The organism is Brachybacterium squillarum M-6-3, assembly GCF_000225825.1.
Classification (GTDB): domain Bacteria; phylum Actinomycetota; class Actinomycetes; order Actinomycetales; family Dermabacteraceae; genus Brachybacterium; species Brachybacterium squillarum.
Map to the genome: position 1 here is coordinate 715,767 of NZ_AGBX01000001.1, position 11,468 is coordinate 727,234.

An 11,468-nucleotide genomic window follows, 5' to 3' on the forward strand; every position below is an offset into this window, starting at 1 on the left:
GGTCACCGAGCCGGCTCCCCGCACCGGCTCAGCGCTGCGAGTCGGCGAGGCCCTGCTTCACGCGACCGAGGTAGATCTCGCCGGTGGTGACCTCCTCCTCGAGCTGCTCGAGGGTGCGGCCCTTGGTCTCGGGCACCCACTTCAGCACGAAGAGGAAGGCGATCACGTTCAGGGCGGCGAAGGCGAAGAACGAGTTCGACAGGCCGATGGTCGCGATGATCGAGGGGAAGAACAGGCTGAGGAACGAGTTGGTCATCCACAGGATGAACACCGACATGCCCATGCCGAAGGCGCGCATCTTCTGCGGGAAGATCTCCGAGAGCGTCACCCAGGTGGCGACGTTCAGGCACAGCTGCATCGAGCCCACGAAGCAGGTGATGAGGACCAGCAGCACGAAGGGCTTGAGCGTCCCCTCGGGCAGCGCCACGGCCGCGGTGCCGATCAGCACGTGGAAGATCGTCACCAGCCCGTAGCCGGCCAGGAAGGTCTTGCGACGGGAGACGCGGTCCATCATCTGCAGGGCGATGATCGCCGCGATCACGGAGATGGTCGCCGGGGCGATGTTCGCGATGAGCGCGCCGCCCCGGGCGAAGCCCGACTCCTCCAGCACCCGCTCGCCGTAGTACTGGATCGAGTTGATGCCGGTGGTCTGCTGGAAGAAGCCTAACCCGCAGCCGATCAGCACGATCTTGACCAGGTTCTTGTTGCTGAAGATCTTGCCCAGGCTCCACTGGGTGCGCTGCGCCTCGGCGTCGCGGGCGCGGACGATGTCGGCCAGCTCCGGCTCGGCACGGTCGTCGGGACGCAGCGTGGAGAGCACCCGCAACGCCTCGTCCTCGCGGCCCTTGTCGATCAGCCAGCGCGGGGACTCCGGCATCTTCGCCATCCCCATCAGCAGCAGGATCGCGGGGATCGCGGCGAGCGCGAACATGACGCGCCAGACGCCGGGGAAGGTCTCGCCCCAGATGTTGCCGATGATCGCGTTCATGACGATCGCCAGCAGCTGGCCGAAGACGATCATGAACTCGTTGCGCCCGGCCAGGGAGCCGCGGATCTCGAAGGGCGCCAGCTCGGCGAGGAACACCGGCACCACCACGGAGGCGGAGCCGACGGCGAGGCCGAGGATGATGCGGCCGGCGACCACGAACGGCAGGCTCGGGGCCACGACCACCACGGCGACGCCGACGATGAACATCAGCGCCATCACCACGATGGTCTTCTTGCGGCCGATCATGTCGGAGATGCGTCCGCCGGTGAGGGCGCCCACGGCGGCGGCGAACAGCAGGGCGCTGACGGCGGTGCCGAGGCCGAGCTCGGTGAGCCCGAGGTCCTCGGACATGAAGCCGCCGGCGCCGTTGATGACGCTGGTGTCGTAGCCGAACAGCAGGCCGCCGAGGGTGGCGATGAGCGCCACGAAGCCGAGGCGGCTCCTGTAGGGGCCGGGGGTCAGCGGCGGCAGCTGCGTGCTGCCCGAGGAGATGGGTGGGACGGGTGCGTGGGACATGGTGACTTCCTTGTCGGGAGGCGCCGCACAGGGCACCTCCGGCATCGGGTCGATGCCGGGTCGGGTGGCGCCGGGTGCGAAGGGATCTCCTCGCCGGGAGGGGGACGACCTCGCAGGGTAGTCCTCTTCGCGGCGAGGGGGTCGGTCAGCCGGTCCGCGGGGGACAGACAGCCGGAAGGGTCGGGAATGTGCTGGTCAGGGACGCGGCTGCGTGCTCACGGGTACGAAGCCCTCGGTGCTGAGGGCCTGCTCGCCGGCCTGGCAGACGGCGGCGGCGAGGTAGCCGTCCCAGGCGGTCGCGGAGCGCTCGGCGACGTTCGCGCCCTCGCGGATCGCGGCGATCCAGGCCTGCACCTCGGCGTCGTAGGCGTCGATGAAGCGGGGGCGGAAGTCGGCGGGGATCGACCCGCCCCAGCGGCCGCCCTCGAGGTGGGTGGTGACGCGGCCGTGCTCGAGGCCGATGGTGGCGATGCCGGCGGAGCCGACGGCCTCGGTGCGCACCTCGTAGCCGGCGGCGGTGTTCACGTACAGCTCGTCGGTGACGATCACGCCGGAGGCGGTGCGGAACAGGATCAGCATCGGGTCGTGCTGGCCCTCCTCGGCGCGCGGCCCGGCCACCGGCAGCAGTACCTGCACGCCCGTGACCTGCTCGTCCAGGAAGTAGGAGATCGCGTCGACCTCGTGCACCGCGGAGTCGTAGACCATCATCGTGTCCACGAAACCGGGCAGCGTGTGGGCGTTGCGGTGCTTGAGGTTCAGCAAGCTGATGCGGCCCAGCTCCCCCGCCGCGATGGCGTCGCGCAGCTCGGCGTACTCGCGGTCGAAGCGGCGCATGAAGCCCAGGGACACGTAGGGGGTGCCGGTCTCGGCGACCGCGGCGGCCTCGGCGCGGACCACCTCGTAGGCGTCCTCGGGGTTCATCGCCAGGGGCTTCTCGCACAGCACCGGCTTGCGGGCGTCGATGCAGGCCACGGCCTGGTCGCGGTGGAACTGGCCGGGGCTGGCGATGAGCACGGCGTCGACGTCCTCGGCGCCGATCAGCTCTTCGGGGGAATCGACCACGCGGCAGCCGGGCACGGCGCCCGCGATCTCCTGGGCCTTGTCGCGGAAGTAGTCGGTGACCACGGCGACGCGGGCGCCCTTGATGCGCTCGGAGATGCGGCGGACGTGATCGGCTCCCATCTGGCCGACGCCGATGACGCCGACGCGGACATCGGCGGGGACGGCGGGGTCCGGGGCGGGGGTGGTGCTGCTCATCGCGTCTCTCCTTCGTGACGGGACGGGGGTGCGCTGCCGCGGGATCAGGCCTCGGGGGCGAGCCGCGGGTCGGGGCCGGCGGCCTCCCAGGTGCCGCGCACCCAGGTCTGCTCGGGGTGGTCGGTGATGTTCCAGGAGCGCTCGGCGGCGGGCCCGGCCATCACGTTGAGGTAGTACATGTCGTGACCGGGGGCGGCGGCGCAGGGGCCGTGCCAGCCGTGGGGCACGAGCACGGTGTCGCCGCTACGCACCTCGGTGAGCACGTCGATGGGGCGCTCGGGGCCGCTGGCGGTGGTCTGGTGGTAGCCGAATCCGGGGGTGCCGCCGGGGGCGTCCTGGATCTCGTAGTAGTAGATCTCCTCGAGCTGCGACTCGGGGGCGCCGGGCCGCTCGGACTCGGTGATGGTCTCGTCGTGCTTGTGCGCCGGGTAGCTGGACCAGTTGCCGCCGGGGGTGATGACCTCGCAGGCGATCAGGCTGTCGCAGGCGTCGAAGGAGCCGACGGTGCCGAAGTTGCGGACCTGACGGGTCATCTGCCCGCCGCCGCGCACCTCCACGGGCACGTTCTGGGAGCGGATCACGGCGACGGGGTGGCCGGGCTCGGCGGCCGCGGCGGCGATCGCGAAGCGGCCCCCGGCGTCGGTGTGGACGCGCAGGCTGGTCTCCGGCGGGGCGTAGAGCACGTCGGTGGGGCCGGCGAACACGTCGGCGCGGCCGCGCAGCTCGTGCACGGTGCCGTCGGCGGTGACGTCGCAGGCGCCGTTCAGGGGCACCACCATCACCTCGATGCCGTGGGTGGTGACGGTCTCGGACTCGCCCGCGCCGAGCGCGAGGACGCGCAGGCCGGTGTGCACCCAGTCCTGGCGCCCGCCGGGCTCGATGACGGTCTCGTAGGCGCCGGTGGCAGTGCTGCCGCCGGGCAGGTGGAGGCTGTCCTCGCTGGTCATCGTGGTCTCCTTCCGGTCCGCAGCGGTCAGCGGATCATGTCGACGGAGGCGCGCACCGCGGCGGTGACGTCCCCGTCGGCGGGGTAGAGCAGGGTGCGGCCGACGACGAGGCCCCGCACGTTGGGGCGGTCCAGGGCCCGTTTCCAGGTGGCGCGGAGGGTGGCCGGGTCGTCGTCGACGGGGTCGCCGCCGAGGATCAGGGTGGGCAGGGTGGTGGCGTCCATGACCCGCTCCATGTCGTCCACGGCGGGCAGCTTCAGCCACGTGTACGCGCTGGTGGAGCCGAGGCCCTGGGCGACGTGGATGGACTTGATGACGGCCTCCGGGGAGAGGTCGTTGACGACCGTCGTGCCGGGCCCGCCGGGGCGGGAGGACCAGAAGGGCTCGACCATCGCGATGAGCTCCTCGCGGGCCAGCTCGTCGACGGCGCGGGCGGTGGCCTCGAGGATGAAGGAGGTGCGGTCGTCGGCCAGGTCGATGCGGGTGAGGGTTTTGCCGCCGTCGAAGCCGGCCGCCTTGATGGAGGCGGCGTCGTAGGCGGTGAAGCGGTCCTCGATCTCCCAGGAGCCGCCCTGCAGGCCGCCGCGGTTCATGGAGGCGAAGACGACCTTGTCCTCCAGGGCGCCGAGCAGCAGCAGGTCCTCGAGCACGTCGGCGGTGCCGAGCACGCCGTCCACACCGGGCACGGCGAGGGCCTCGCGCATGCGGTCCAGCATCTCGGTGCGGGAGGCCATCGCGATGGGGTTCTTGCCGACGCCGATCGCGCCGCGGGCCGGGTGGTCGGCGGCGATGACCATCAGCGTGCCACCGGAGTCGGTGACGCGACGTCGGGTGCGGGCGGCGGCGAGGCGGGCGATCCTGACCGGGTCCTCGAGGCGGATCCGGGTGACGTCCTCGTAGGAGGTGGCGAAGGCGTCGCGCTGCGCCGCGGGGGTGGGGGCGAGGGTGCTCATGCGGGGGCTCCTTCGGCGCCGCGGCCGCGCAGCGCGGCGAGCATCTGCTCGACGGTCTGGCCGTGGTTGGGGTCGCCGCCGTCGATCAGCAGGTCGATCTCCTCGGAGGTCGGCATCGCGGTGGAGCACTCCAGGCGGCTGGTGACGATGGCACCGGCGGCGTTGCAGCGGGTCAGGGTGGTCTCGAGGTCGGCACCGGTGAGCAGGCCGTGGCAGAGGGAGCCGCCGAAGCTGTCGCCCGCGCCGAGACCGTTGATCACCTGGATCATGTTCGGGGCCACCACCACGCGCTCGTCCGCGGTCTTGCCGAGCACGCCCTTGGGGCCCTGCTTGACCACGGCGATCTGCACGCCGGCCTCCAGCAGGGCATCGGCGGCGCGCTCGGGCTCGGTCTCCCCGACCGCCACCTCGCACTCCTCCTTGTTGCCGACGGCGACGGTGGCGTACTGCAGGGCCTCGCGGTACTGCTCGCGGGCCTCCTCGATGGAGGACCAGAACATCGGTCGGTAGTCGAGGTCGAAGACGGTGTGGACGGTGCGGCCGCGGGCCTGCAGCGCCGCGTGGTGGGCGGCGCGGCTGGGCTCCTCGGACAGCCCGGTGCCGGAGAACCAGAACAGCGGCACCTCCCGGATCGCGTCGAGGTCGAGGTCCTCGGGGGTGATCTGCAGGTCGGGGGCGCTGGGCCGGCGGTAGAAGTACAGCGGGAAGTCGTCCGGCGGGAAGATCTCGCACAGGGTGATCGGGGTGTTCAGGTCCGGATCGGTGACGGCGAAGCGCCCGGAGACGCCCAGGCGCTCCATCTCCTGCACGACGTAGCGGCCGAAGGGGTCGTCCCCCACGCCGGTGACCACGGCGGGACGGTGGCCGAGGCGGGCGGCGGCGACGGCCACGTTGGTGGGGCTGCCGCCGAGGAACTTGCCGAAGCTCTGCACGTCCTCGAGGCCGGTGGCGATCTGCAGCGGGTAGAGGTCCACGCCGCTGCGGCCGATGGTGATGATGTCGGTGCCCGGTCGGGCGGCGGTCCCCTGGGGATCGGCTGCTGCCATCGGTGGCTCCCTGTCTGCCTGCGTCGAGCTCGTTCTCGACGACGATGTCGGTGGGCGGGCGATGTCCGTGCGGGGGCGGGCCGGCCGGTGGGCCGCCTCGCCCGTCGTGCCCCTATGCTGGCACGCGATCCACGCTTTGTCCATACAAAGATCCGAGGAATGTCGGGAGGCGGTGTGCGCGCCCCCGCGGGGCCCGCGGAACGGGCGGCGGAGGGACCGGCGGACGGTCGTGCGGTCGGGACCTCCTCAGAGCTCCCCGGTGAGGAACTGGGCGCGGCCGTGCCCGAAGGACCAGTCCTCCCGCTGGTTCCCCACGATCGAGATCACCAGGTCCTCCGGCCGCACCAGGTCCTCCTGGGCCAGCCGCTCGGCGAGCGCGGCGAAGATCGCCTGCTTCTGCTCCTGCGAGCGGCCCTGCTGGGTGATCTGGATGATGACCACCCCCTCGCTGCGCTCGATGCCGAGCCCGGTGTCCTCGGCGATGATCGCGCCGACGGGCAGGGTCTCGAGGATCTGGTACCGGTCGCCGGGAGGCGCGGCGAAGTGCTCGCGCATCACCTCCTGCACCAGGTCGGCCAGGCGACGGCTCTGCTCGGGCGTGCGGACATCCTGCTGCGTGATGCGGACCAGGGGCATGGGACGACTCCTTGGGAAAGGCGAGGGACGGGGCGGGAAAAGGGGCGCGGGGCCGGGTGGCCGGGACACGACGCGGGTGCGAACGGGGCCCGGCGCGGGTGCCGGGCGGGCGTCGTGGACTTTTGTTCACTCACGAACCGCTGCTGGCTCGTGAGCGCACAAAAGCTCGGACGGGATGCGCAGCGGGCGTGCCTCGGTCGGTGGTCGCGCGCCACGTCGCACCTGCCCCGGCCACCCTCGGTTTTGCTCGGCTCCCTTCCACACAGGGAAGTGAGGCGAGTAGAAGTTCACGGTCCAGCCGGCCCAGCGAGAGGGCCGAGGGACCGGGACGGACCGGGTCAGGCTCCGGTCTGGTCGGCGGCGGCGAGGAGGGCGGCGGCGCCGCGGGCGATGCCCTCCTCGCGGCCGAAGGCGGCGTCCTCGTGCTCGATGTTCACCACCAGGTCCGGGTCCACCGCGGCCAGCGCCGTGAGGAACCGGGCCCAGTAGTCCACGTCGTGGGCGCCGGCGACGGGGTCGCTGCCCTCCCCGATCGCGACGAAGCGCCAGGCCGGGTCGCTGGGCCAGGTGGAGCAGTCGTGGCCGATGCCGGTGGGCACGCGCGCGGCCGGATCCTCCGGCACGGGGCCGAAGTCGGTGTCCAGCACGCCCCGCACCGCCGCGCCGGGCAGGATCGCGGTGTCCTTGGCGTGGACGTGGGTGATGTGGGAGCCAAGCCGCTCGATGCAGGCGATCGGGTCCATCTGCTGCCAGAACAGGTGCGAGGGATCGAGGTTCACCCCGATGTTCGTCGGCTCCACGAGCTCCACGAAGCGCTCGAAGCTGGGCGGGGAGAACACCAGGTTGCGGGGGTGCATCTCGAGCGCCACCCGCACGTCGCGCTCCCGGGCGAGGGCGTCGATCTCCTTCCAGAACGGCACCGCCACCGACCACTGGTACTCGAGCACCTCGAGGTCGATGCCGTTCCAGGGGTTCACGACCCACGCCGGGTAGCGGGCGCCTGGGTCGGTGCCGGGGGTGCCGGACATGGCGACCACGTCGCGCACGCCCAGCAGGCCCGCCGTATCGATGGTGCGCCGCAGGTCGTGGGCGTGTATGAGCCCCTCGGTGGGCAGCGGCGAGAGGGGGTTGCCGGAGGCGGTCAGCCCGGTCAGCTCCATCCCGGCGTCGGCGAAGACCCCGCGCAGCCGGTCCCGTTCGCGGGAGCTGCCCAGCAGCGGGTCCAGCGGGGCGTGCGGGGCGGGGATGAAGCCGCCGGTGTTGACCTCCGCGCCGGTGAGGCCGACGCCGCGCAGGACGTCGAGGGCCTCGGGCAGGGAGCGGTCCTGGAGGCAGGCGGTGTAGGCGCCGTAGGTGAAGGCCATGCGGGGAGTCCTTTCGGGACGAGGGGGTCAGTCGATGGCGACGGCAGCGCCGTGCCGGGCGGCGGACTCGGCGACGGCGGCGAGGATGCGCATCTGCCGGTAGCCGTCGGCGAAGCTCGCGCAGGGCGGCAGTGCGCCCTCGGTGATGCCCGCGACCTGCTGCAGGAAGGCGTGGGCCTGGTAGGTGAACTGCTCGACCTGGGTCAGGCCCACCCCGGCGAAGGCCATCGAGGAGCCGTTGGCATAGTAGGGGAACTCGGGGTTCACCAGCACCTGGCGCAGGCCGCCCCGGCCGGCCGGGGAGCTGGCGTCGGCGAGCTGGATCTCCCCGCCTCGGTGCAGCTCCCAGCGGGCGGAGCCGCCGGTGCCGAGCACGGTGAGGGTCTTGTCGTTGGGCAGGCCGAAGGCCACCCGTGAGCAGGAGAAGGTGCCGGCGGCGCCGGAGGCGAAGCGGGCGGTGAAGGTGGCGACGTCGTCGTTCTCCACGGCCTCGCGCGGGGCGTCGGCGTCGGCGGTGACCCCGCGCCCGCCGGAGACGGCGCCGGTCATGACCGGGCGCTCGGTGATGGTGGTGACCAGCTGCGCGCCGGAGACCTCGGCGATCGGCCCCATGACCAGCTCGGCGGAGTCGACCATGTGGCTGCCGACGTCGCCGAGGGCCCCGGAGCCCATCGGGCCCTTGTACCGCCAGGCGATGGGGGTGTTCGGGTCGGCGCCGTAGTCGGCCCAGTAGTGGGCGTCGAGGTGGGAGGGGGTCCCCAGGTCGCCCTCGGCCGCGAGCTTGGCGAGCATGGCGATGCCCGCGTTGCGGCGGAAGGTGTAGCCGGTGGCGAGCACCAGTTCGGGGTGGGCCTCCTGCAGGGCGGCCATCGCGGCGGCGTCCTCAAGGGTGCCGGCCAGGGGCTTCTCGCACAGCACGTGCTTGCCGGCGTCGGCCATGGCCTCGGCGATCTCGCGGTGCAGGGCGTTGCCGACGACGATGGAGACCACGTCGATGCTCGGGTCCTCGGCCACCTCGCGCCAGTCCCCCACGGCCTTCTCGTAGCCGTAGTGGGCGGCCGCGTCCTCGGCGAAGGGCAGGTGGGCGTCGGCGATCGTGGCGAGCCGCACCGGGGGCAGGCCGAGCTCGTACACGGTGCCGGCCTGCCGCCAGGCGTTGGCGTGGGTGCGGCCGGCCATGCCGGCTCCGATGACGGCGACGGACAGGGGTGCTGCGCTCATGGGTGCCTCCTGGGCGATCGGCGCTGATCAGCGATAGGTCCCGCCGCGCGGCGGGGTCGGGGAGGGGGAGCCGTCCCGGGATCCGGGGCGGCGAGGTCCGATCGGCTCGGTGTCGATCGGAGCGGGGTCGATGAGGTGTCGATGAGGTCGGGACGAGCGGAGCGGGTGAGATCCGCTCGGGGTCGGGCCGGTGGAGTCGGGCCGGTGGGGTCGGGGCCCGCCGGCGCGGGGTCGAGCAGCGCGATGGCGACCGATCTTTGTCCGCTCACCGTCAAGAGCGCAAGCATCTTTGTCCGGTCCAGATCACGTCCCGAACCTGACGTACCGGCACGCTAGCACGCTCCGAGCGACTCCGGAAGGGGTCGATCGGGGCACGATCCGGCCTGGTGGGGCACGGATCCACGGCCGCCGTCCGCCTCCATCGTCACCATGTTCTGACAAAGTGTTGACAGCGACGGCGCACCCGACCATGCTGGGGGCATCCGCACTCACCGTCGAGGCGTCCCCTCCGGCGGTCCGATCCCACGGCCCCGCGTCCCGCGCATACCGGCCGCCCCACGGAGGCAGCATGAGCCACCCCCAGCACCCCGCCGACCCGGGCACGATCTCGACTGCCCCGAACAGCCCGGACGGCACCGTCCGGCTCACCGTCGGCCAGGCCTTGGTGCGCTTCCTCGCCGCGCAGTACAGCGAGCGCGACGGCACCCGTCAGCGGCTCATCCCCGGTGCCTTCGGCATCTTCGGGCACGGCAACGTGGCCGGCATCGGCCAGGCGCTGCTGCAGCAGCTCGAGGACCCGGCCCGCGGCGACGGCGCCGAGGACGAGGCCCCGATGCCGTACTACCAGGCCCGCAACGAGCAGAACATGGTGCACACGGCCGTGGCCTACGCCCGCACCCGCCACCGGCTGCAGACCTTCGCCTGCACCGCCTCGATCGGCCCCGGCTCCACCAACATGGTGACCGGCGCCGCCTTGGCCACCATCGACCGCATCCCCGTGCTGCTGCTGCCCAGCGACATCTTCGCCAGCCGCGCCGTGGACCCGGTGCTGCAGCAGCTCGAGGACGAGCGCGCCGCCGACGTCTCCGTCAACGACGCCTTCCGCCCCGTCTCCCGCTTCTTCGACCGCATCTGGCGGCCCGAGCAGCTGATCCCCTCGGCCCTGGCGGCGATGCGGGTGCTCACCGATCCCGCCGAGACCGGCGCCGTGACGATCTGCCTGCCGCAGGACGTGCAGGCCGAGGCCCACGACTGGCCGCTGGAGTTCTTCCGCGAACGCACCTGGCACGTCGGCCGTCCCGTGCCCGAGCCCGCCGCCCTGCAGCGCGCCGCCGCAGTGATCCGCGGGGCCGAGAAACCCGTCGTCGTCGCCGGCGGTGGCGTGGTCTACGCCGAGGCGAGCGAGGCCCTGGCCGCCTTCGCCGAGGCCACCGGCATCCCCGTGCTCGACACCCAGGCCGGCAAGGGCGCCCTGCACGCCGACCACCCGCTGTGCATCGGCGGCGTGGGCGCCACCGGCAACGACGCCGCCAACACGCTCGCGGCGGAGGCCGACGTGATCATCGGCGTCGGCACCCGCTACACCGACTTCACCACCGCCTCCCACACCGCGTTCCGGAACCCCGCGGCGCGCTTCGTGAACCTCAACGTCAAGGCCTTCGACGCCGCCAAGCACTCCGCCGAAATGGTCGTCACCGACGCCCGCACCGGCCTGGACGCGCTGCGCGAGGAGCTGACCGGCTATACGGCGCCCGCCGCCCACGGCGAGCGCGCCCGCGCCCTGCGCGCCGACTGGGAGGAGCTGGTGGCGCCCTGCTTCGCACCCCACGACCAGGAGCTGCCCGCCCAGACGGAGATCTTCGGCGCCCTGAACGAGCTGATGGGCGACACCGACGTGGTCATCAACGCCGCCGGCTCCATGCCCGGCGACCTGCAGGCGCTGTGGAAGGCCCGCTCCCCGCAGCAGTACCACCTGGAGTACGGCTACTCCTGCATGGGCTACGAGCTGCCCGCCTCGCTCGGCGTGAAGATGGCCGCGCCGGACTCCGAGGTGGTCGCGATCATCGGCGACGGCACCTTCCAGATGGCCCCGCAGGAGATCGCCACCATCGTCGCCGAGCGGCTCAAGGTGATCCTGGTGGTCCTGCAGAACCACGGCTGGTCCTCCATCGGGGCGCTCTCGGAGTCCCTCGGCTCCCAGCGCTTCGGCACGAAGTACCGGATGCGCGACGAGAGCAGCGGGAAGCTCGACGGGTCGACGCTGCCCTTCGACATCCCCGCCAACATCCGCTCCTACGGCCTGGAGGTGCAGGAGGTCTCCGACACCGAGTGCTTCCGCGAGGCCTACCGACGCGCGGAGAGGTCCGCCGAGGCCACGGCCATCGTCGTGAACACGAACCTCTACGGCCCGCACCCGCCCGGCTCCGGCTGGTGGGACGTGCCCGTCTCCCAGACCTCCCGCCTGGAGAGCACCCAGCGCGCCTCCGCCGAGTACGAGGCCGCCCGGGCCCCGCAGCGCCACTACCTCTGACCTGCCTCTG

General features: G+C 72.3%; 9 protein-coding genes. 1 reads left to right on the forward strand and 8 read right to left on the reverse strand.

Annotation, left to right across the window (positions count from 1 at the left end; all coding sequences use genetic code 11):
- Positions 1–28: 28 nt before the first annotated feature.
- The 8 genes from OM98_RS03160 to OM98_RS03195 form a co-directional block, all read right to left on the reverse strand.
- Entirely contained in the window at positions 29–1,504 is a 1,476-nt protein-coding gene (locus tag OM98_RS03160; RefSeq protein ID WP_010533122.1) for a sugar porter family MFS transporter, read from the reverse strand.
- A gap of 195 nt (positions 1,505–1,699) precedes the next feature.
- On the reverse strand, positions 1,700–2,761 hold the full coding sequence (locus tag OM98_RS03165) for a Gfo/Idh/MocA family protein (protein ID WP_010533123.1): 1,062 nt from the start codon (positions 2,759–2,761) through the stop codon (positions 1,700–1,702).
- A gap of 44 nt (positions 2,762–2,805) precedes the next feature.
- Entirely contained in the window at positions 2,806–3,708 is a 903-nt protein-coding gene (gene iolB, locus OM98_RS03170; protein ID WP_010533124.1) for a 5-deoxy-glucuronate isomerase, read from the reverse strand.
- Positions 3,709–3,734: 26 nt separating this feature from the next.
- Positions 3,735–4,661 carry a Cgl0159 family (beta/alpha)8-fold protein gene (locus OM98_RS03175; RefSeq protein ID WP_010533125.1) on the reverse strand — a complete coding sequence of 309 codons (927 nt, stop codon included), beginning with the start codon at positions 4,659–4,661 and terminating at the stop codon, positions 3,735–3,737.
- Positions 4,658–5,707, reverse strand: coding sequence for a 5-dehydro-2-deoxygluconokinase (gene iolC / locus OM98_RS03180; protein WP_010533126.1), 1,050 nt, complete (start codon positions 5,705–5,707; stop codon positions 4,658–4,660). The genes OM98_RS03175 and iolC overlap by 4 nt, the downstream gene beginning before the upstream one ends.
- 246 nt (positions 5,708–5,953) lie before the next feature.
- Positions 5,954–6,343 (reverse strand): tautomerase family protein, encoded by a 390-nt coding sequence (locus OM98_RS03185; RefSeq protein WP_010533127.1) that lies wholly within the window; start codon positions 6,341–6,343, stop codon positions 5,954–5,956.
- Positions 6,344–6,681: 338 nt separating this feature from the next.
- Positions 6,682–7,707 carry a sugar phosphate isomerase/epimerase family protein gene (locus tag OM98_RS03190; RefSeq protein ID WP_010533128.1) on the reverse strand — a complete coding sequence of 342 codons (1,026 nt, stop codon included), beginning with the start codon at positions 7,705–7,707 and terminating at the stop codon, positions 6,682–6,684.
- Between the two features lie 27 nt (positions 7,708–7,734).
- Entirely contained in the window at positions 7,735–8,928 is a 1,194-nt protein-coding gene (locus OM98_RS03195) for a Gfo/Idh/MocA family protein (RefSeq protein ID WP_010533129.1), read from the reverse strand.
- A gap of 568 nt (positions 8,929–9,496) precedes the next feature.
- Here OM98_RS03195 and iolD point away from each other — a divergent pair.
- Complete coding sequence (iolD, locus tag OM98_RS03200) at positions 9,497–11,458, forward strand: 3D-(3,5/4)-trihydroxycyclohexane-1,2-dione acylhydrolase (decyclizing) (protein WP_010533130.1); 1,962 nt, start codon at positions 9,497–9,499, stop codon at positions 11,456–11,458.
- The last annotated feature ends 10 nt before the right edge of the window (positions 11,459–11,468 follow it).

Coding starts and splice junctions, on each gene's coding strand:
- OM98_RS03175 (WP_010533125.1), bottom strand. CDS start 4,661: ATGAGCACCCTCGCCCCCACCCCCGCGGCGCAGCGCGACGCCTTCGCC.
- OM98_RS03165 (WP_010533123.1), bottom strand. CDS start 2,761: ATGAGCAGCACCACCCCCGCCCCGGACCCCGCCGTCCCCGCCGATGTC.
- iolB (WP_010533124.1), bottom strand. CDS start 3,708: ATGACCAGCGAGGACAGCCTCCACCTGCCCGGCGGCAGCACTGCCACC.
- OM98_RS03190 (WP_010533128.1), bottom strand. CDS start 7,707: ATGGCCTTCACCTACGGCGCCTACACCGCCTGCCTCCAGGACCGCTCC.
- OM98_RS03195 (WP_010533129.1), bottom strand. CDS start 8,928: ATGAGCGCAGCACCCCTGTCCGTCGCCGTCATCGGAGCCGGCATGGCC.
- OM98_RS03160 (WP_010533122.1), bottom strand. CDS start 1,504: ATGTCCCACGCACCCGTCCCACCCATCTCCTCGGGCAGCACGCAGCTG.
- OM98_RS03185 (WP_010533127.1), bottom strand. CDS start 6,343: ATGCCCCTGGTCCGCATCACGCAGCAGGATGTCCGCACGCCCGAGCAG.
- iolD (WP_010533130.1), top strand. CDS start 9,497: ATGAGCCACCCCCAGCACCCCGCCGACCCGGGCACGATCTCGACTGCC.
- iolC (WP_010533126.1), bottom strand. CDS start 5,707: ATGGCAGCAGCCGATCCCCAGGGGACCGCCGCCCGACCGGGCACCGAC.